Here is a 20730-nt window from a genome sequence, read left to right as displayed (position 1 = left end):
GCCTGCGCCGCGTACCCGATCATGTTCGGGCTGTGACGGGGTTCGCCCCCGAAGGAGCGAACCCCGATTCACGACAGGCGAAACGTGGGCTACGCGTAGGTGTACGAAGCCGAGTGCGACAGCATGCTCCGCGGCGTCACCGAACCGCCCCAGGGCAGCATCGGCTCATCGATGTCGACCACGTTGGTGGTGCCAGAGGTCGGAATGTAGGTGCGCGTCGGGTTCGCGGCCTGCCACTGCGACCACAGCCGGTCGATGTTGCAGTGGTGCATCCAGAAGACCGGGTCGTTGGGCGAGCCGAACCCCGCCATCGTGCCCGAGACCCACACGTGCACCCGGTTGTGCAGGTTGGGCCCGTTCCAGCCTTCGAGCTGGTTGCGGAAGCTCGTCAGCGACGTGCTGTTCCACGGCGACGTGTCGTAGTTGGTCAGCCCGAGGACCGTGCTGACCTGCGCGGCGGTCGGCAGGACAGTGCCGGTGCCCGCGCCGAAGCGGCGGCGCAGGTAGTTGTTGCTGTCCGTGCGGACGTTGAGGGTCCAGTTCCCGCTGCTCTGCGCGAACGGGCCCGACGTGACGCGCCAGTTCTGCGTCGAGGAGCCGTTGGGGCCCATGAAGCTCGTCGACCACAGCGTCGAGGTCGACCCGGCCGTCGTCCAGTCCCAGTAGGGCAGGTCGACAGCGGGGTTGATGGCCTTGAGCGCGTTCTCGAAGTCGAGCAGGAATCGGCGGTGCCACGGCAGGAAGCTCGGCGCCCGGTGGCCGATTCGCACGCCGTTGTCGCTGTCGCCGTTCGATCTGTCGATGTGCTGCTGCACGAAAACGTCATACTGGCCGTTTGCTTTCATGGCGAGCAGCGCGTTGACGAGGTTCGTTCGTTCGGTGGCGGTCAGATTCGCCTGGTTCTTGCGAATTCCCATTGGTCTACTCCACTACGAAAGTTGTCGAGGTCAGTGGTGGCCGTGGCCGACCGGGAGCGGCCGAGCGTCGCCCAGGGTGTCCACCGCGGCCCTGGCGGCTTCGCGCAGCGTGGCGAAGGGCTCGTAGTGGTTGACCGAGGTCACCAACGTGCCGTTGCCATTGCGCATCACGTGGACGGCGTCCCCGTCGACGGTGAGTGCGTCGATGTACTTCGTGCTGGTCAGCTTGTCGCTGGCATGCGTTCCCGCGATGCGGCGGCCCTTGTAGACCTCATCGAACTTCTCGTGGATCACGGTGGCGGTGGCCGAGTTCGCGCTGGTGGCGATCAGCGCGCCGCTTGCGCCCACGACCGCAAGGGCCCCCGTGGCGAACGCCCCGGTCAGGAATCTACGCCGGGACGTACCCGGCATTTCCCCGTTGTTCATGAATTGTCGAACTCCTCGATAAATGGGCAGGCCGGTCCGCGCCGGAAAGGGCGTGGCCGGGGTGGTCCGGCGACGCAGCGCCGGACGAGACAAGGATTCTGTGAATTGGCCGGTGCCGACAATGGACTGTGACCTCGGTCGCCGAGTCACCGCGCGCGCTGCTTTAAGGAGGGCGGCGGATTACGTGGTACTCAGAACTCCGCGATGTTATGGCAATTCGTGATGGCGCATTCGCAAAGGCAGCGCCGCGGGGTCAGGCTGATACGCGATGGACCGCGACGCCGTCGACGGCCACCCGACGGGCAGCACCGCATTGCCGGGAACGGCCCGCCACCTGGCCAAGGAAGCCCCCCGGGGAGGACGTGGGCTGACGGCGGCAGTCCCGGTTCCTTCCCGCCGCGACGTCCCGAGCCGAATCCGATTCGGTCGGACGTGCCGTGCGGGGTCGTAATCGAACCGGATTTCGTGACCCGCCGGTAGCCCGCCGAACCGGGCGATCCTCTGTGGACCCGACACAGAGGAGCGCCGATGAGCCGCCTGGCCACTCTCGCCGTGCACGCGGGCCGCGATGATCTCGCGGGACTCGGCGTGCATGTGCCCCCGATCGATCTGTCCACCACCAACCCGGTGCCCAGCGTCGAGTCCGGCGGGGCGGCCTACGAGGCCCTCGCCACCGGGGGACTGCCGCCCGCGGAGGGTGGGCTGGTCTACCAGCGACTGTGGAACCCCACGGTCGCGCGGTTCGAGGACGCTCTGGCGGCCCTCGAACGTGCCGAGCAGGCGGTCGCGTTCGGATCCGGGATGGCCGCGCTGACCGCGTGTCTCATCGCGACGGTCAGCGCGGGCAAGCCGCACATCGTGGCCGTGCGGCCGCTCTACGGCGGGTCGGATCACCTGCTGGCCACCGGGATGCTCGGCACCGAGGTCAGCTGGGTCGAGCCGGATGGCGTGGCGGCGGCGATCAAGGACACGACTGGGCTGGTGATCGTGGAGACCCCCGCGAACCCGACCCTCGACCTGCTCGACCTGCGCGCGGTCACCGCCGCGGCGGGTGACGTGCCGGTGCTGGTGGACAACACCTTCGCCACGCCGGTTCTCCAGCGGCCGGTGGAGCATGGGGCGACCCTCGTGCTCCACTCGGCGACCAAGTACCTCGGGGGGCACGGTGACGTCATCGGCGGCGTCGTGGCCGCCGACGCGGAGTGGGCGACGAGGCTGCGCGGCGTGCGGGCCATCACCGGGGGATTGATGCACCCGCTGGCCGCCTACCTGCTGCACCGCGGTTTGCAGACGCTGCCCGTGCGGGTTCAGCAGCAGCAGACCAACGCCATCGCGATCGCGGATTGGCTCGGCGGTCAGCAGCACGTCGAGCGGGTGTACTTTCCGTCCGGCGAGCTGGTCGGCAGGCAGATGTCCGGGCCGGGCGCGATGGTCGCCTTCGCCGTCGACGGCGGGTACGCGGCGGCGGCGCGGACGGTGGAGGCGGTGCGGCTGATCACCCACGCCGTCTCGCTCGGCGGGGTCGACTCGCTGATCCAGCACCCGGCCTCGCTGACCCACCGGCCGGTCGCGGCGCACGCGAAGCCGAACGCGGCGGTGCTGCGGCTGTCGGTCGGGCTCGAGCACGTCGACGACCTGGTCGCGGACCTGGAGTACGCGCTCAAGGAGGCACACCGCTGACCGGACAGTACAGTCGGTCGATGGGTGATCTCGACGCCGTCGACATCGCGATCCTGCGCGAGTTGCAACAGGACGCGCGGTTGCAGAACAAGGAACTGGCCGCGATCGTCGGGGTCGCGCCGTCCACCGCGCTGGAGCGGGTGCGGTCGCTGCGCCGCCGCGGTGTCCTCACAGGATTCCACGCGACTGTGAACCTGGCCGCGCTCGGCAGGCCGATCAGCGCGCTGCTCTCGGTGCGCGTCCGGCCGCACCGCCAGCAGATCGTGGCCGCGTTCAAGGCGTTCGTCCTCGACCAGCCCGAGACGGTGTCGTTGCTGCATGTGGCGGGGCCCGACGACTACCTCATCCAGGTCGCCGTGCCCGACACCACGCACCTGCAGCAGCTGCTCATCACCCGCCTGTTGAGTCGCCCGGAGGTCGTCTCGGTCAACACCATGCTGGTGTTCGAGGCGATAGGCCAACCGGTGCAAGGGCCGATCGGGTAGGAGTCGTCACTCACACGGGTGACATCAAACTGTGAATGACACATTGGTGTCGGTGGCATGAATGGGTAGCTACGTGTCGTCCGGGTGCGGTAAACAGGGTGAGACGGACACACCGTGTCATCGCTCGGGGGCACTCGGCGGCGGCGGCACCGGCCATTCGGGTGATGACGATGAGTCAACCTTGCGAAGAGTCACAACCGTCCGACTGGGGCGAGATAGACGAGCTCCTGCGCGCGGTCGTGGCCGACGGCTTCACCGTGTACCTCTGCGGCGGCCCGGACGTCCCGGAAGCGATCGTGGCGACCTACGCGTGGGAGAACCACGTCGACTATGTGGTGATCAAGGACGCGCACGACGTCACCGCCGCCCGGTCCCGGCAGAGCCGCGATTGGGACGTCTTCTCCGCTGACACTGTCGTCTGGTCCTACCACGGGCACGCCAGGTGGGCCCTGCGCGCGATCCTCGACCTGCTCCCGCCGGACCACCCGCAAGCACCGGACGAGGAGTACCCGGCGCCGGAGAGCCTCAAGGTCGATGAGGCCCACTTGCGCCGGGTGTCGGTCCGTACGCCGCGCCCGGGTCTGGTCGCCCGCCGCGCGATGCGGCTTCGCACCGTGACGTGGGGTTGCCGACTCGCCTGAGGACGGTCACAGCTTTTCGATGGCACCATCGTGGGATGAGACGGCTTCTTCTGGCTTTGGGACTGGGACTCGCGGCGGTCGCGTGGATCGTGCGCGACATCCCGGCCGCGCTGGGCGGCAAGGCGCGCGGCGACCGCGCGGCCCGGGTCCAGCGCTCGCCGCAGTTCCGCGACGGCGCCTTCCACAACCGCGCCCACACCGCGCAGATCGTCCCCGAAGCGGGCCGCGACATGGTGCGCGAGCTGATGTTCGGCGGTCAGCGGCGCACTCCCGCCGGGCCGGTCCCGCTGGTCAGCCCCGCTGCCCCGACCGACGACGGCCTCTTCCTGACCTGGTACGGCCACGGAACCACCCTGGTTGAGATCGACGGCGCGCGCGTGCTGTTCGATCCAGTGTGGAGCGAGCGCGTGTCGCCGTCGCGGCTGGTCGGCCCGCGCAGGCTGCACCCGATGCCGCAGCCGCTGTCGGAGGTCCCCGACGTCGACGCCGTCGTCATCTCGCACGACCACTACGACCACCTCGACCTGGCCACCGTGCGCGCGCTGGTCGAGACCAGGACCGCGCCGTTCGTGGTGCCGCTCGGGGTCGGCGCGCACCTGGAGCGGTGGCAGGTCCCGGCCGAGCGGATCATCGAGCTGGACTGGGAGGAGAGCACGGAGATCGCGGGCGTCCGGCTCACCGCGACCGCGGCCCAGCACTTCTCCGGCCGCGCCTTCACCCGCGACGACACGCTGTGGGCGTCCTGGGTCGTGGCGGGCCCGTCCCGCCGGGTCTTCTACACCGGTGACTCCGGCTACTTCGACGGCTACGCCGAGATCGGCGCGCTGCACGGCCCGTTCGACGCGTCCCTGGTCCAGGTCGGCGCGTACGCCCCGGGCTGGCCCGACATCCACATGACCCCGGAGGAGGGCGTCGCCGCGCACGTCGACCTTGACGGCGGCCTGCTGATCCCGGTGCACTGGGCCACGTTCAAGCTGGCCATGCACGGCTGGTCCGAGCCCGCCGAGCGGGTCTGGGCCGAGTCGAAGGCCCGCGACGTCGCCCTCGCGATCCCGCGGCCCGGCGAGCGGATCGACGTGGACAACCCGCCGCAGGTCGACCCGTGGTGGCAGACCCTGGCGTAGGCCGGAACCGGCCGGCTCGCTCCCGTCGCCTCAGGCGGGGCCGAGACTCGTCTCATGGCACCGCACCCTCGCATCCAGATGGACATCGAGACGATCGAACGAGTCGGCGCACACCTCACGACGATCGGGCGCGCGCTGGGAATCGACTGGACCGCGTTTCGGCAGCGGATAGCGACCGGCGAATCCGGAATCGGCACCGGTGTTCTCGGCGCGCGGTATCGGGTGGAATACACCCCGCCCGCCGACGCGATCCGCCGGGTAGCCGATCCGCTGCCCGGCCGATTCGGCGATCTCGGTCGCGCGGCGACACTGTCCGCCCAGTCGTATTCGGCGGGCGACAAAATCGCGGCCGACCAATTCCCGCGGTAGGCGTCATGGTCCCGGAACCACCAGACACCTTCGGGCTGTGGTCGGCGGTCAAGGCGAAGACCGGCTGGCCGGACACCAATGAGGACACCGTGCGCGAACTGGCCAGGACATGGCGCGGCGCGGGCGACTCGTTCAACGCCGCGGTCTACGACACCCGCGAGACGCGAGCCGCCTGGACCGACGCCGCGGGCGTCGGATTCGCCGGAGCCTTGGCGGTGGCCAACAACGACGCGGCCAGGGTGGGGCTGAGCTGCCATCAGCAGAGCAACCACGCCAAGGCGTTCGCCACGATCGTCGCGAACACCAAGCTCAAGATCAACCACACGATCATGGCCGCCATCCCGGCCTACGGACTGCTCACCGGCATCGTGGTGCTGCCCGTGCTCGCGCGGCGCCGATTCGTCCAGGCGACCGCGGCGATAGTCAACCGGATCATTCGTGACGCGGCGACCGCTGTCGAATACCTCGACTCCGGCGTGACGGTTCAGAACAATACCGGCGATCAGAGTCCGTTCGCCGAATGCAACAATATCAGCGTGTTCATCCTGAACGAGATGAACAAGAACGGGAACTCCGCCGAGGTCGAGAGAATTCGGCGGCTGCTGGAGTCGAGCAATCCGCTGGACAAAGCGCGCGGACTCAAGGAGTGGTACGACTTGGTGAAGACCGGCGGCCCATGGGATCACAAGTCGCGCATTCTCGGCATGACCGTCGGCGACAACGTGTTCACGCCGATGCCCGAGGGTGGCGAGATCCGGCACGACATCTGGTCCAACATCCACTACGGCTACGCGGGCACCCATGCGGGCATCGACGGCAGGGTGCTGCACGCGGGCGCGAACGGAGTGGACATGGTGGAGAACCTCGGCGTCGACAAGGGCGACCAGGCCGCGGTGCAGATCGGCATCGACCTCGCGCGCCAGTACCCGCCCGGCACTCTCACCCAGGCCGCGATGGACAAGGAGATCATGAACCGCTACGGCGTCCTCGTCGCGGCGGGAGTCATCCGACCGCGGTAGGCATAATGCGCAGGTGCTCACTTTCCGCGAAGCGACCCTCGCTGACGTGCCCGTTCTCGTCCCGCTCATCGAATCGGCCTACCGCGGCGATTCGAGTCGGGAAGGCTGGACGACCGAGGCGGACCTGCTCGAAGGGCAGCGCACGGACCCGGACGGGGTGGCCGAGGTGATCACCGCGCCCAAGAGCGCGCTGCTGACCGCCTGGGAGGACGGTGTTCTGGTGGCGTGCTGCCACGTCGCCGACGAGAACGGGTCCGGCTACTTCGGGATGTTCGCCGTCGTGCCCGGGATGCAGGGTGGCGGGATCGGGCGGGCGACGCTGGCCGAGGCGGAGCGGTTCGTCCGGGACGAGTGGGGCATGGGCGAGCTGCGAATGAAGGTGATCAACGCCCGCGAGGACCTGATCGCCTGGTATGTGCGGCGCGGGTATCGGCGCACGGGCGAGATGACGCCGTTCCCGTATGGGGACGAGCGGTTCGGGCTGCCGCTGCGCGACGACCTCGCGTTCGAGCTGCTGGTGAAACCGCTGGCGTGAGCTATCGCGCGATCGGATGACTAGGGCATGTCCTGCGGATCATGGCGGGCGCTATCCGCGCCCGCTCGGCCCCTGGCCGCACCGCGGGAACGGCCACGGACAACCAGTACGCGACCGTCCCCGCGGCACGCCCAGGAACCAAGCGGATCACGGATCCCACCCACCATGATCCACAGGACACCCCCTAAATCGCCGGAGTGATCCGTCGCGCGATCGGTTGACGGTCGGCGCGGGTGGCGGGTCTGCTGTGGGTGTGTCGACACGCCCGCTTCGCCAGCCCCGGTTCATCGCCCCGCCCAACGCCGCCGACATCCTGCTGATCAGGCACGGCGAATCCGCTGCGGCCGTCCCCGGCCTGCGGTTCGACCTGATGGACGGCCAGGGCGACCCGCCGCTGGCCCCGGAGGGGCAGGAGCAGGCCGAGCGGGTCGGGGCGCGGCTGCGCGAGGAGAAGATCGACGCCATCTACGTCACCACCCTGCGCCGGACCGCGCAGACCGCGGCACCGCTGGCGGCGGCGCTGGGGATCGAGCCGGTCGTCGAGCCGGACCTGCGGGAGGTGCACCTCGGCGAGTGGGAAGGCGGGCTGTTCCGGCAGAAGGTGGCCGCGGGCGACCCGGTGGCGCTGCGGATGCGCGCGGAACAGCGGTGGGACGTGATCCCGGGCGCCGAGCCAGCCGAGGCGTTCGAGCGGCGGGTGCGGGCCGGGATCGAGCGCCTCGCGGCGGCGCATCCGGGTCAGCGGGTGGCGGTGTTCACCCACGGCGGCGTTATCGGCGCGGTGATCGCGGCGGCGGCGAAGTCGGCGGCCTTCGCCTTCGTCGGGGCCGACAACGGGTCGATCTCGCAGGTCGTGGTGGACGGGTCGACCTGGTACACCCGCCGCTTCAATGACACAGCTCACCTGCCCGACGAGCCGGGCCTGGCCTAGTGCAGCACCGCGCTAATCCTTCGGGGTCTCGACGGCCCAGCTTCCCGCTGGACGTACGGCCGAAAGGCGCTGGTACACCCAGTACAAGTCGCCTTCCGGCCGCACGCCCAGCGGAAACCTGGATCCGCCGATACCCCGAAGGATCAACGCGGTGCTGCACTAGGCTTTCGGAATGGCAAACCGTCAGGTTTCGGATACCCGCATCATCTCCGCGCCCGCCGCGGAGATCTTCGAGCTGCTGGTCGACCCGGACAAGCACCCGCTCATCGACGGCTCCGGGACGGTGAAGGCCGCGCGGTCCAAGGGGCCGCGGCGGCTCGCGCTCGGCGACAAGTTCGGCATGGACATGCACATGGGGCTGCCGTACAAGATCCTCAACACCGTGGTCGAGTTCGAGGAGAACCGGCTCATCGCGTGGCGCCACTTCTATGGCCACCGTTGGCGCTGGCAGCTCAGCGACCTTGGCGACGGGCGCACCGAGGTCACCGAGACCTTCGACTGGTCCACCGCGCGCATCGGGTTCCTGCTGGAACTGGTCAAATTCCCGGGCAAGAACCTCAAGGGCATCCGCGCCACGCTCGACCGGCTGGAGCAGCGCTTCGCCTGAGTTGTCAAGCGGGTGGCCCGCGACGGTGCGACCATCGGGTAATGACGTATCCAGAGCATGACCCGCGCGGACCGCTGCCCGGCGAGGAGCAGGTCGTCCACGAGCGCGTCGAGGACAGTGCCGTGTCGCGCGGCCGTGCGATCAGCATGGTGTGCGGCTTCATCAACTTCCTTTGTGGACTCTTCGCCGTCGTCCTGGCCACCAAGATCATCCTGACCTTGGCCGACGCCAACCCGAACAACGGGTTCGCGTCCTTTGTGGATGGGTTCGCCGACGCCGTGTCGCTCGGCTTCGACGGCCTGTTCACCCCGGCGTCGGACAAGCTCGCGGTGCTCTTCAACTACGGCGCCGCGGCGATCGTGTGGCTGCTGATCGGCGCCGCGCTCACGTACCTGATCCGCAGGTTCGCCCAGCCCGGGGCCCACCGCCAGGTTCGCTACCGCCGCACGGTCGAATGACCAAAGAGCGCGTCTGAGGCATGGAAACCCCCGGATGGGGGTACCAGGTCGGCGTCAGAGGTAGCAACGCCGAGCTTGGGAGGACGAGATGTCCCTGGAAGACGACGACATCCGCAGTGGCGGCACAGGATCCCACGGCCCCTCCGACGGCGGCGCGACCGGACGACCGGGCGGCCACGACGGCGGCGCAGATGGCGGTGCTGACGGCGGCGCGGGCCACGACGGCGGTGCCGACGGAGGCGCTGACGGCGGCGCGGGTAACGACGGTGGCGCCGACTCCGGCGCGGGCGGCGACGGTGGCGCCGATGGTGGTGCCGACAGCGGCGCGGGCCGTGGCTCTGGATCCGGTGGCGGCGACGGCGGCGCGGACGGTGGCGCTGACGGCGGTGCCGACGGTGGAGCGGGCGGTGGGTCCGACGGCGGTGCCGATGGCGGTGCGGGTGGGTGAGCAGCCACTCTCGGCCGGGCGGTCCCCGGACCGCCCGGCCCTGCGCCGGTGTATCTCGGCTGAGCCGGGCGAGTTCGCCTCGGTCCACTGGGGACGCGCGCCCCTGCTCAGCAAAGCCGCCGACCTCGCAAAGCCCTTCGACGACCTCCTGACGCTCACCGACGTCGACGAACTCCTCTCCCGTCGCGGCCTGCGGTCCCCGTTCCTGCGCGTCGCCCGCGACGGCGCCGTCCTCGGGTCCTGGCAGTTCACCCGGGGCGGTGGCGTCGGCGCGGAGATCGCCGACCAGGTCGCCGACGACAAGGTCACCCGGCTGTTCGACGACGGCAGCACCCTGGTTCTCCAAGCCCTGCACCGGCTCTGGCCCCCGCTGATCGACTTCGGCGGCGGGCTTGGCGTCGACCTTGGCCACCCGGTCCAGATCAACGCCTACATCACCCCGCCCTCCTCCCGCGGCTTCTCCGCGCACTACGACGTGCACGACGTCTTCGTCCTGCAGCTCGACGGCCGCAAACGCTGGCTGATCCACGCCCCCGTGCACCCCGATCCGCTGCGCGACCAGCCGTGGGATCGGCGCCGGGCCGCCGTCGAGGCGCGGGCCGCCGAGGAGCCGCTGATCGACACCGCGCTCGAACCCGGTGACGCGCTCTACCTGCCGCGTGGGTACCTGCATTCCGCGACCGCGCTCGGCGGCGTCTCCGCGCACTTGACCGTCGGCGTCCACGTCCTCACCAGGTATGCCATCGTCGAGGCGCTGCTCAAGCTCGCGGGCGGTCTGCCCGAGTTGCGGGCCACCCTCCCGCTGGGCATCGACGCCGCCGACCCCGACCAGCTCGCCCCGCACATCGCCGAGGTGGTGGCCGAGCTCGGCAGGCTGGCCCCAGACTCGGGCGCGGTCGCGCGAGTCCTGCGCGACCTGGTCTGGCAGGGCACCCGGCCGAGTCCGGTCAGCCCGCTCGCCCAGGTCGCCGCCGCTCGGGCGGTGGCCGCGGGCACACGCGTGAAAGTCCGGCCCGGCCTGCGGTTCCGGCTCGACGCGCGCGACGGACGGGTGCTGCTCGACATCCCCGGCGACCAGCTCTCCCTGCCCGAAACGACCGCCGCCGCCCTCGCCGAGTTGCTCAGCGGGGAGCCGTGTGTGGTCGGGAGGATCGGGGGATTGCCCGTGGCCGACCAGATCGTCCTGGTGCGCAGGCTGCTCCGGGAAGCGATCCTGGTCCCCATGGGTGATGTGGTGTGATCCGCGAGCGCTGCTCGGACGGCTGCCTGCGCCGTGGCGACCTCATCGGCGCCAGCGCGCCGCCGGTCCGCCGCTGGGTGCTCATCGAGCAGCCTGGTCCGTGGGGAGCCGACGCGCTGTGGGAGTCGGACTTGCCAGCGTCGATCGCCGCGTCGGTCACCGCGCAGGCGGCCGAGGTGGGCGCGAGGGTGCTGCTGATCCGCAGACCAGGCCGCACACCTCCGGGTCCGCGCCGCTACGCCGTGGTCGACGCGCGCGCGGAACGCTTGTGGTGGAACGAGTTCACCGACCCGGCGGACTTGAGTGACCTGAGCGTGGCCGCGCCGCGCGGCGAGCCGTCGACCGAACCCGCCTACCTCGTCTGCGCCCACGGCAAGCACGACACCTGTTGCGCCATCCGCGGGCGACCGGTCGCCGCGGCGCTCGCGGCCGCGCGGCCAGGGCAGGTCTGGGAGTGCTCCCACGTCGGCGGCGACCGGTACTCCGCGAACCTGCTGGCGCTGCCGCATGGTGTCTACTTCGGACAGGTTCCGGCGAATCAGGCCGTCGCCGTCGCCGCCGACTTCGAGGCGGGAAACCTGACTCTGCCCTACCTGCGCGGCCGGTCGACCGTGCCCGCGCCGGTCCAGGCCGCGCAGCAGTTCGCCCGCGAGCGCTCCGGCGACCGGCGGATCGACGCCTTCGCGCTCGTCTCGGTCCGCCGGGTCGCGCACGAGGAGTGGGAGGTCGAGCTGGTGGGCGCCCGGCGGCTGCGGGTGCGCGCGGTCTTCGTCCGTAGTGACACCCCGCTGACCTGCTCGGCCACCGTCCCGGCCGCGATCAGGCACTTCGAGCTGCTGGAAGACTGACCCCGTGTCGCACATCGTCGTGATCACCACCACCGCGTCGGCCGACGAGGCCGCCGCGCTCGGCCGCGGCCTGGTCGAGGCCCGCCTTGCCGCCTGCGTACAGATCGTCGGCCCGATCCGCAGCGTCTACCGCTGGGACGGAGCCGTCCAGGACGACCAGGAATGGCAGCTGCAGGTGAAGACCGCCGCCGACCGGCTCGACGAGGTCACCGCGTTCCTCCAGCGCGAGCACTCCTACGACGAGCCCGAGGTGATCGCGCTGCCCGTGGTCGGCGGGAGCGCGGGCTACCTCGGCTGGGTCACCGCGCAAACGCGCTGATCAGCGCCTCGCAGCTGCGGGCCACCACCGTGGCAGCTCGGCGTTCGCGATCGGCGAGCCGGGCGTCCTCGGCGTGGGCACGCCAGCGCAGCAGCGCGTCGTAGGCGTCGCCGGACAGCGACAGCCGGGTACCTGGGTCGGTGCCGTGCTCGCCGAGCAGGCACACCGCCTCCTCGGCCGCCTCGCCGAAGGAGACCCGGCCCGTGCGCAGGGCGGCGAGCAGGCGCAGTTCGCGGAAGTCGTGCGCGCCCGCCAAGAGCCGCTCCAGGTCGGCGGCGATCGACGCCGCATCCGGGCGGGGTTCCATGCGCAGCACCATGTCCAGCGCCATCAGCGCCGACCGCGCGCGCAGAACCGGGGCGCGGTCGACGAAGTTCGCGCCGATCGCCGTGCGCAGGTCGAGGATCCCGCTGGCCCGCACCAGTTCCGCGGCGAGGCCATCGCGGTCGCGACAGCCGCGCCGGACCAGGGTGATCGCGATCCGCACGCCGAACATCCCGAGCCTGGCCACCAGGTCCGCGCGCACCGCGGGCGCGATCCGGCCGCCAGGGGCGGTGAAGCGGTCGACCGACAGCAGGGTCGCCTCGGCCTGGTCCCTGGGTTCCCGCCCGAGCAAGTCGAGGACCGCGAACTCCTCGGCGGTCAGCGTCGACGCCCCGACCGCGAGCAGACCAGCGACCGCGACGACGTCCTGGCACAGCCCGCCCAACTCGGGCGACTTGGCGTGCCGTCTGGCCACCTGCCGGGCCGAGATCAGCGCGTCGATCCGGCCGCCGCCCAGCTCGTCGGCCCGGGACAGCACCACGATCGTCGACACGGGAGTCGCCCTGGCGATCGGGTGGTCGGGGCGCAGCGCGGGCGGTTCGGACCCAGGTCGCGTGGTCAGCACCAGCGTCGCGTCGGCGTCGGCGGTGCCCGCGTCTATCAGCTCGACCGCCCCGGGCCAGTCGACCACCAGCCGCTCAGCGGCGATCCGATCGCCGACAATGGCGCCGAGCAGCGTCGAGCGCCCAGAGCCCGCCTCGCCCACGATCGCCAGGCGCAGCGGTCCGCGCAGGTGGTCAAGGTGGGTGCGTAGGAAGCCACCCGCGCGGTGGCTGTCCCGGTAGACCGAAAGCGCGCGGTCGAGCAGTTCCCCCGCCGCGTCGGGCAGGTTCATCCCGTCAGACCTCGCTGTGCCAACTCAAAATTCACGCCGTTAGGCCCTTCGGTACGTGTAGTGCGTCGATCCGCCCGCGTAGGGCGACCAGCTGTTCCAGCCCGCGCCGGACTTCGGCGGCGCGGCCGTTGCGCAGCGCCGCGCCCGCGTCGAGGTCGCGTTTGATCTCCCGCGCCGACTCGGTCGCCGCCTCCCGCAGTTCCTGGGCGACCTCGGCGAACCGGTCGCGCAGCGCGCGGTGGATCACCCGCATCGCGTCCTTGGTCTCCTTGCCGTAGGACAGGAAGAAGTCGTCGACGTGGCGCTGCGCGGAGGTCTTGGCGATGGCCTGGCGGCGCTTGAGCCGCGCGCCGCGCTCCTCGAACACGCTGCGCGCGCCGAAGGCCGCGCCCGCGCCCAGCGAGATCGGGTTGATCAGCGGCAGCCCGGCCAGCGTCGTGGCCAACCCGGACATCAGCAGGCCGCTGTAGGACCCGCGCAGGCCGACGAACATCTTCTGCACCGGGGTGAACTTCTCGATGTTCGGCTTGCGCAGCGCCGACGCGTGCTCGGCGGACAGGTCGCGCAGCAGCGTCGAGGGCAGCCGCTCGGCGTCGGGGACGACCGTGCGCGCGATCCGGGCGGCGATCCACTCGAACCGTTCCAGGAGCCAGTCGGAGTTGACCTCGGCGATCTCGGTCAGCGCCGCGCGCATCCAGTCCTCGAACTCGTCCCAGACCTTGGCCGGGTCGGCCACCTCGAAGTAGTCGTCGACCTCGCGCAGCACGCGGCGGGTGCGGTCGCGCAGGTCATACTCCACATCGGCCATCAGATCGGCGACGTCGTCGCTGAGCTGGGTCTGCCAGCGGGCGGCCTCCCGCTGCAGTTGCTCGACCCGGCGGCCCGCGGCGTGCCAGTCGGCGAGCGCGGCGGTGTCGGTGGTCGCGGCGACGGTGTCGAACTCGGCGCGCAGCGGCTCGATCAGCTGCTCGACGGCGAGTTTGCTGGTGGCGGCGGCGGCCTTGCTCGTCACGGCCACCGGGTCGGTCAGCACGTGCTGGCGCAGCTGCGTGATCAGGTCGGCGAACCCGGACTCGGCGTTGAGTGCGTGGTCCTCGGTTCGGGCCGCGGCCAGGCGCAGCGCCGACGACACCGGCACGACCGTGGTCGGCAGTCCGGCCTCGGCCAGCGCGCGGCGGTCGGCCTCGGCGACCTGCCGCCACCGCGGCACGATGTCGATCTTGGTGACCACCACCAGCACGGTTGGGCACAGCCGGTGGATCTGGCTCAGCAGGTCCAGTTCCAGCGCGGTCAGCACGGCGGTGGCGTCGGTGACCAGCAGCACCGCGTCGGCGTCGGCCAGCACGGACATCGCCCGGCCGGTGCGCGAGTCGTGGGCGTCGCCAACGGCGGGCGCGTCGATCAGGACCAGGCCGGCACCGAGCAGCGTGCGCGGCAAGCCGATCTCACAGTGCTGGACATCGTCGCGGACCAGGGCGAGCCGGTTGGCCTGCGCGCTGACCGACTCGATGGGCGCGGCGGCGCGCTCGACCGCGCCGCTGAGCGCGGGTCTGGCGTCGCCGGTCACCACCGCGGCGGTCGGCTCGTCGGCGTGCCGGACGACCGCGGGCACGACCGTGGTGATGTCGTCGCCGACCGCGCAGACCGGGGCGTTGATCAGGGCGTTCACGAGTTGGCTCTTGCCTTGGCCCGCCCCGCCGAACACCACCACGCGTCTGCCCGGTTCGAGGAGTCGGGCCCGGCGCCGCAGCAGTCTCTCAGCCAAGTCCGACCGGTCGTGCGCGGCGCACGCGCGGATGGTGTCGTCCAGGATCCCGAGCCAGGGCGGTGCCATCACCCGGTCGAGTGTGCCGTGTCGGGTCATGACAGTGAAGAAGGCGGGGTCCGTTGTGACCAGGACCCCGCCTCCACCGCTAGCGCTGGGTCGGTCAGTGGCCGAGGCTGAGGCCGTCGGTCAGTCCGCCCACGTCGGGCAGGCTGTTCTCGCCGGTCAGCTGGCCGAGCGGGCTGTCCTGGACGAGGCCGCCGACGCCGCCGGGCAGCGAGCCCAGGTCCGGCAGCGGGTTGGCGACCGGCAGGTCGGGCAGCTCGGGCAGGCTGATCGGCAGGCCGCCGGGCAGGTCGACCGGGAGGTGCAGCGGCAGGTCACCCGGCAGGTCCGTGGGCAGGCTGACCGGCAGGTCCGCGGGGACCTCGGGCAGGGCGGGCACGGCGGGCAGCGCGGGCAGGGCCGGGACGGCGGGCAGGTCGGCGATCTGGTCGGCCACGGTGCCCGAGCCGGTCTCGATGTGGCCGGCGACGTCGGCGCCGGTGCCGGTGAGGAAGCCGCCCAGGTCGGCCGAGCCGGTGGCGATCTGGTGGGCCACCAGGCTGCCGCCCTCGGCGACGTAGTTGGCCACGGTGGTCCCGGCGGTGATGTCACCCGCGCGCAGCAGGTCGGCGTCGAGCGCGTCGGCACCTTCGAGCACCACGTCCAGGCTGCCCAGCGACGGCGCGGAAAGCTCGGGCAGGGCGAGGGAACCGTCGAAGGCGCCCTCGGCGGCGAACGAGACGCCGGAGGTGCCCAGGTTGAGCTCGCCGTCGAAGAAGTCGGTGCTGACCGCGCCCGCGACACCGTCGGTGCTCACGCTGACGGCGCCGGTGCCGGTGGTCTCGCTGGCGAAGACGGCCTCGATGCCGTCGAGGCCCGCGGTGACGCCGCCGTTGCCGGAGAACAGGTCGCTCTCGACGCCGAACACGCCGGTGCCGCCGTCGGTGCCGACGACCGAGCCGCCGCCGACCGCGCCCAGGTCGGACGCCACCCCGAAGGCGCTGGTCAGGCCATCGGCCGTGGCCGCGAGCGAGCCCGAGCCGGAGAACTGGTCGGAGTCGAAGCCGAGGTCGCCCGCGACGCCGCTGAGGCCGCCCTCGACGGCGCCGGTGACCGCGCCCAGCGCGGAGTCGGCGGTGGCGTGGCCCGCGATGCCGTCCAGGCCGAGGCTGTACTCGCCCGCGCCGGTGCCCAGCGCGGTCTCGAGCACGCCTTGGCCGCTGCCGCCCGCGAGGCCGCCGTCGAACACGGTGGAGAAGGCCGCGTTCTCGGTCTCGCCGACGAAGGTGCCGGAGACCTGCGCGACGGTGGCGGAGATGCCGCCCGCGAACTCGCCGCCGAAGTCCGTGCCCGCCAGACCGCCGGTCAGGCCGCCCGCGAGGCCACCGTCGAAGTCCGTGCCGGTCAGCCCACCGGTCAGGCCACCCGCGAACTCGCCGCCGAAGCCCGCGCCGGTCAGGCCGCCGGTGAGGCCGCCGGTGGTGTCGGTGTCGCAGTGGCCCGCGTGGCTCTGCGCGGCGTCGGCCACGGCGGTGAGCTGCTCGACGACCGTCTCGGCGGAGGCGGGCAGGGTCAGGTCGACCGGGGCGTAGTCGGCGACCAGCGGAATGACGTCCTGGACGTCCTGGGCGGTGATGTCACCGAGGCCGGCACCCGCGAGTGCGGCGGTGGGGTCCTCGGTGAAGGCGATGCGCGCGGACTCGTCGGTCAGCAGGGTCAGCACGAAGTCGTGCAGGGTCTGCTCGGTGGCACCTGAGTTCGGCTGGTCCTGGTAGACGGTCAACGAACTACTCCAATTTCGGGGGTTTCGGGGAGGTCGCGCCAAGGCCGGGGGCATCGGTCGGGGCGTTGTGATCAATCTATGGACGGGCCGTACCCGGCACATCGGGGATCACTCCGAGTCGCCTACGTCACACGAACGGGTGAAGCAACTAGGTCTCGTTAGGGGGTTAGGGGGTGATCAGGCGCCTACCCGGGGTTGCTGTGCGGGATCAGGCGCCTGGTACGAACAGACCCCTCGCTACCGCCATAGTCAGGAGTCCGGGATGCCCTATGTGCTCGGCATCGACGTCGGCCGCACGCGCGGCGCGGCGGCGGTGTGCAGGCGCACGGGCAGTGCGTTCGGGCAGGCGGAGGCCGTCCCGATCGACCGCGGCAGCCCGTGGACCCCGGCCCTGCTGGCGATCTCCGATGGCGGAGAAGTGCTGGTCGGACAGGCCGCGCGAGCATGGGCGGCGGTCGAGCCGCAGCGGGTGGCCCGCGACTTCCTGCCGCGCGTCGGCGACGGCGTGCCCGTGCTGCTCGGCGGCGAGCTCTATCCGGCCGAGACGCTGGCCGCCGCCGTCGTCAGCTGGGTCGCCGACGCGGTCGCCGCGGTCGAGGGCAGGCCTGCCGAACGGATCGCGGTCACTCACCCACCCGATTGGGGGTCATACCGTCGTGGCCTGCTTCGCGGCGCGCTGCACGCGGCGGGGATGCCCGGGGTGCTGCTGCTGCCGACCGTGGTCGCCGCGGCCGAGGCGGCCCACGAGCGCGCGGCGGTGCCGGTCGGGTCGGCCGTCGCGCTGGGCCTGCTGGGCGGCAGGCACATCGAGCACGCCGTGCTCTACCGCGCGCAGGCGTCGTTCGAACTGGCCAACCACCGGCCCCTGGTCGACGCCGACGCGGGCGAGTACCTCGACGACGTGCTCGGCTCGCTCGTGCGCCCCGACCACGGGATGGACCCGGCCGCCTTCCGGCTCACCTGCGCGCAGGCCAAGGAACTGCTCTCGACCGCGCCCGAGGTCCGGCTGAACGACGAGATCGTGACCAGGGCGGCCTTCGATGAGGCGGCCCGGCCCGCGCTCGCCACCGCGGTCGATGACCTGGGCAGGCTCGCCGCCGGGGTGCCCGCCGACGTCCTGGCCGGGGTGGTCCTGGCAGGCGGAACCGCCGCGGTGCCGCTGGTCGCCGCGCTGGCCGCGGGCCGTTTCGACTCCCCGGTCACCGTCGAGACCGACCCGGCGACCGCAGCCGCGCGCGGTGCCGCCATCGCGGCCTGCCCGCGGCTGGCGCCCGCCCGGTTCGCCGCGCCCGGCGCCAACCTCAGCGCCGACGCCAGCCACCCCGGATTCCGGCATGCGAGTCCGGCAACTGGGATCGCGAATCCCGGCGGCGCCGCGCTCGTTGCGCTGGAGGGACGGAACGCGGAGATCGAGGAGAGTGCCGGGGTGCGGGAAGGCGTTGATCTGCCGCCACCGCGTCCGCCGGTGGAGATCAGCCCGCTCGAACCGCCCGCCCGCCGGTTCGCGCTGCGGCCCCGCCGTCCAGGGGAACAGTCGTGATCCCCGGACACGCGCTGCCCGACGAGCTCGTGCTGGACGACCCGACGCGCAGGCTGTGCGCGGCGATCATCTCCGGTGGCGTGGCCCCGGTCCGGCTCGCGGTGATCGCACCGGGCGGCTTCGGCAAGACCGCGCTGCTCGACCTGCTCGCCACCGCGCCGGGCGCGCGGCGCTGGCGGCCGGGCCTGGACGCGGCCGACCTGCTGCTGGTCGACGACGCGCATCTGTTGGGGGACAAGGACTTCGCTGAGCTGGCCGACCGCGCCGCCGACGGCCGGACCGGACTGGTCATCGCCGCCAGGCCACGGCCGCGGCCGGACGGTCTGACCGCGCTGCTCGGCCGGATGCGCGGCCAGATCGTGCTGCGCCCGTTCGACCGCGACCGGGTCACCGAGTGCCTGCGCGCGCTGCTGGGCGCCCCGCCCGCGCCGGGCGTCGCCGAACTGGTGCACAGCCAGACCGGCGGGGTGCCGGGCCTGGTGCACCGCGTCGCCCCGCACGTAGGCGCGGGCGACCTCCCGCACGAGGCGATCGAAGAGTTCCGATTCGAGCTCGACCGGCTCAGCCCCGACGCGCTGCGGGCCCTGATCGCCACCGCGGTCGGGGCGGGCGAGGTCGAGCTGGCCGAACTGCTCGGCCGCCCACCGGCCGACGTCCTCGATGAAGCCCGTGGCACCGGCCTGTTGGCGCCCGACCTGCTGCCGCTGGGCGCCACGGTGGTCCGCACGCTGATCCCGCCCGACCAGCGCGACGCCGTGTACGACCGGATCGCCGACCTGCGGCTGGCCCGCGGCGGCCCGCTCATCGCCGACGCGCTCACGCTGCTGGGTGCCAAGGCGGGCGGACCGTCGGTCGCCGCGGTGTTCGAGGCCGCCGCCGCGCAGGCCGAGCCAGCCGTCGCCGTGCGCCTCTACGCCGCCGCGGCCGCCGCCGGGCATCCGGTGGATGAGGTGCGCCAAGCCGAAGCCGAGGCGCTTTCCGGAGCCACCGACAGCGCGCTGCGCCGGGCCGACGCGCTCATGGCGGGCGCACCCAGTCCGGCCGCGGCCCGGGTGGCCGCCGCCGCCCTGGCCCACCGCGGCCAACTCGCCCGCAGCGCCGAGCTGTACCAGTGGTCCGGGTCCGCGCTGGCCGCCATCGGCTTGGTGGGCACGGGCCGCGTCGACGACGCCCGGACCGCCCTCAAAGCCGACGCCGACGACCCGCCGACGTTGGTCGCGGGCGCGATCACGGCCATGGCCCACGGCGTCCTCGACTCGCTTGACGACGCCTGGCCGACCGCACTGTCCACAGTGGTGCGCGCGGCCGAGATGCTGGAACCGGTGGGGGACAACGTCCTGCTGCCCGACAGCCCCGCCGCGATCAGCGCGATCATGGCCGCGCACACCGGCTCGACCGCGATCGCCGAACCCCTGCTCGACCGCGCCGTCGCCGCGGGCGGGACGCTGGCGAACCGCCACCGGCTGCTGCGCGCCTGGATCTCGATGAACCACGGCGTCGCGACCAACCCGCCCACCGCGGACCTGTCAGCGCGCGACGCCCTGTTCGCCGTCGGCCTGCGGGTCGGCACGGCCCGGCGTAGCAGCGACCTGACGGCCCTGCGCCGCGCCTGGGAACTGGCGTGCGCCACGTTCGTCCGTGTACCGGTCGACCTGTTCTCCCTGCTGCCACTGGGCGAGTTCGCCGTCGCCGCGGCCCGCCTCGGCGACCGCGAGCGGCTCGCGCCCCAGCTCGACGAGGCTTGGGAACTGTTGCGGCGCCTGGGGAATCCGCCGCTGTGGTCGACCATGCTGCACTGGCACTGCCTGCACGCCGAGATCATCGCCGACCAACCGGACACCGTCCGCCCGAGCGGCTCCCGCGCGGCCGACGCGCACGCGGCCGCGCTCGCCGACCAGGCCGCGTTCAGCCCGTTCCACGCCGCTCTCGCCGCCGCCGCCCAAAGCTGGCGCCAGGTCCTCGCGGGCGAGGTCGACGCCCCGAAGGTCGAAGCCGCCGCCAGGTCCCTGCACGCCGCGGGCCTGCCATGGGACGCCGCCCGGCTGGCGGGGCAGGCCGCGATCCGCACGCCCGACCGCACGGCGATGGTCGGACTCCTCGACTGCGCCCGCGTGCTGCAAGGCCCGGCCGCGCCCGCGCCCGCCGTGGAAGATCGGGCCGGGATGGTCCGGCTCAGCGAGCGGGAACTCCAGGTGGCCGGGCTCGTGCTCGACGGGATGACCTACAAGCAGGTCGGTGACCGCCTGTTCATCTCGGGCAAGACCGTCGAGCACCACATGGCCCGCATGCGCTCCCGCCTCGGCGCCACCAGCCGCAGCGACCTGCTGGCGCAGCTGCGTTCCCTGCTCGGCGATCGCCCGGGCGTCTGATCAGAGCCTGATGGTGGGGCAA

The 20730-nt window shown here is 72.1% G+C and carries 20 protein-coding genes; 15 read left to right on the top strand and 5 right to left on the bottom strand.

The window, feature by feature from the left end; genetic code table 11:
* Window positions 1-89: 89 nt before the first annotated feature.
* Window positions 90-917, bottom strand: a complete 828-nt coding sequence (locus tag BN1701_RS21045; protein WP_054051453.1) for a tyrosinase family protein — start codon at window positions 915-917, stop codon at window positions 90-92.
* Between the two features lie 30 nt (window positions 918-947).
* Entirely contained in the window at window positions 948-1343 is a 396-nt protein-coding gene (locus tag BN1701_RS21040; RefSeq protein ID WP_197672129.1) for a tyrosinase family oxidase copper chaperone, read from the bottom strand.
* 528 nt (window positions 1344-1871) lie between these two features.
* Here BN1701_RS21040 and BN1701_RS21035 point away from each other — a divergent pair.
* The 13 genes from BN1701_RS21035 to cutA all read left to right on the top strand — a co-directional run bounded on the left by BN1701_RS21035 (window position 1872) and on the right by cutA (window position 12047).
* Window positions 1872-3023, top strand: coding sequence for a PLP-dependent aspartate aminotransferase family protein (locus tag BN1701_RS21035; RefSeq protein WP_054051449.1), 1152 nt, complete (start codon window positions 1872-1874; stop codon window positions 3021-3023).
* Between the two features lie 20 nt (window positions 3024-3043).
* Window positions 3044-3508: an Lrp/AsnC family transcriptional regulator gene (locus tag BN1701_RS21030; RefSeq protein WP_054051447.1), complete on the top strand. Its 465-nt coding sequence runs from the start codon at window positions 3044-3046 to the stop codon at window positions 3506-3508.
* A 170-nt stretch (window positions 3509-3678) separates the two neighbouring features.
* Complete coding sequence (locus BN1701_RS21025; protein ID WP_054051445.1) at window positions 3679-4149, top strand: hypothetical protein; 471 nt, start codon at window positions 3679-3681, stop codon at window positions 4147-4149.
* 35 nt (window positions 4150-4184) lie between these two features.
* The gene (locus BN1701_RS21020; RefSeq protein WP_054051443.1) at window positions 4185-5273 is read left to right on the top strand and encodes an MBL fold metallo-hydrolase; all 1089 of its coding nucleotides are present in this window, start codon (window positions 4185-4187) and stop codon (window positions 5271-5273) included.
* 54 nt (window positions 5274-5327) lie between these two features.
* Complete coding sequence (locus BN1701_RS21015) at window positions 5328-5642, top strand: hypothetical protein (RefSeq protein ID WP_157368136.1); 315 nt, start codon at window positions 5328-5330, stop codon at window positions 5640-5642.
* Between the two features lie 5 nt (window positions 5643-5647).
* Window positions 5648-6661, top strand: a complete 1014-nt coding sequence (locus BN1701_RS21010) for a polymorphic toxin type 44 domain-containing protein (RefSeq protein WP_054051439.1) — start codon at window positions 5648-5650, stop codon at window positions 6659-6661.
* Between the two features lie 13 nt (window positions 6662-6674).
* On the top strand, window positions 6675-7196 hold the full coding sequence (locus BN1701_RS21005) for a GNAT family N-acetyltransferase (RefSeq protein WP_054051437.1): 522 nt from the start codon (window positions 6675-6677) through the stop codon (window positions 7194-7196).
* 253 nt (window positions 7197-7449) lie between these two features.
* A complete protein-coding gene (locus BN1701_RS21000; RefSeq protein ID WP_231949668.1) occupies window positions 7450-8127 on the top strand; it encodes a histidine phosphatase family protein in 678 nt (225 codons plus the stop codon).
* Between the two features lie 172 nt (window positions 8128-8299).
* Window positions 8300-8734, top strand: coding sequence for an SRPBCC family protein (locus BN1701_RS20995; protein ID WP_054051432.1), 435 nt, complete (start codon window positions 8300-8302; stop codon window positions 8732-8734).
* A gap of 41 nt (window positions 8735-8775) precedes the next feature.
* A complete protein-coding gene (locus BN1701_RS20990) occupies window positions 8776-9192 on the top strand; it encodes a hypothetical protein (RefSeq protein WP_054051429.1) in 417 nt (138 codons plus the stop codon).
* Window positions 9193-9383: 191 nt separating this feature from the next.
* Complete coding sequence (locus BN1701_RS20985; RefSeq protein ID WP_231949667.1) at window positions 9384-10880, top strand: cupin domain-containing protein; 1497 nt, start codon at window positions 9384-9386, stop codon at window positions 10878-10880.
* Window positions 10877-11728, top strand: coding sequence for a sucrase ferredoxin (locus tag BN1701_RS20980; RefSeq protein ID WP_054051428.1), 852 nt, complete (start codon window positions 10877-10879; stop codon window positions 11726-11728). Before BN1701_RS20985 ends, BN1701_RS20980 begins: the two co-directional genes overlap by 4 nt.
* A gap of 4 nt (window positions 11729-11732) precedes the next feature.
* Window positions 11733-12047, top strand: a complete 315-nt coding sequence (gene cutA, locus BN1701_RS20975) for a divalent-cation tolerance protein CutA (RefSeq protein ID WP_054051426.1) — start codon at window positions 11733-11735, stop codon at window positions 12045-12047.
* On the opposite strand, the gene BN1701_RS20970 is transcribed toward cutA, so the two are convergent.
* The 3 genes from BN1701_RS20970 to BN1701_RS38005 form a co-directional block, all read right to left on the bottom strand.
* Window positions 12028-13206, bottom strand: coding sequence for a hypothetical protein (locus BN1701_RS20970; RefSeq protein WP_054051425.1), 1179 nt, complete (start codon window positions 13204-13206; stop codon window positions 12028-12030). The genes cutA and BN1701_RS20970 overlap by 20 nt on opposite strands.
* Window positions 13207-13237: 31 nt before the next feature.
* Window positions 13238-15070 (bottom strand): dynamin family protein, encoded by a 1833-nt coding sequence (locus tag BN1701_RS20965; RefSeq protein WP_231949666.1) that lies wholly within the window; start codon window positions 15068-15070, stop codon window positions 13238-13240.
* Between the two features lie 64 nt (window positions 15071-15134).
* Window positions 15135-16799, bottom strand: coding sequence for an IniB N-terminal domain-containing protein (locus tag BN1701_RS38005; RefSeq protein ID WP_054051423.1), 1665 nt, complete (start codon window positions 16797-16799; stop codon window positions 15135-15137).
* A gap of 262 nt (window positions 16800-17061) precedes the next feature.
* Here BN1701_RS38005 and BN1701_RS20955 point away from each other — a divergent pair, with 262 nt between their 5' ends.
* Together BN1701_RS20955 and BN1701_RS20950 are read left to right on the top strand one after the other, a co-directional pair.
* Window positions 17062-18339 (top strand): hypothetical protein, encoded by a 1278-nt coding sequence (locus BN1701_RS20955; RefSeq protein ID WP_054051421.1) that lies wholly within the window; start codon window positions 17062-17064, stop codon window positions 18337-18339.
* On the top strand, window positions 18336-20708 hold the full coding sequence (locus tag BN1701_RS20950) for a LuxR C-terminal-related transcriptional regulator (RefSeq protein WP_054051420.1): 2373 nt from the start codon (window positions 18336-18338) through the stop codon (window positions 20706-20708). The genes BN1701_RS20955 and BN1701_RS20950 overlap by 4 nt, the downstream gene beginning before the upstream one ends.
* The last annotated feature ends 22 nt before the right edge of the window (window positions 20709-20730 follow it).

The organism is Alloactinosynnema sp. L-07, from assembly GCF_900070365.1.
GTDB lineage: Bacteria > Actinomycetota > Actinomycetes > Mycobacteriales > Pseudonocardiaceae > Actinokineospora.
This window is presented reverse-complemented; position numbering and strand designations above follow the sequence as displayed.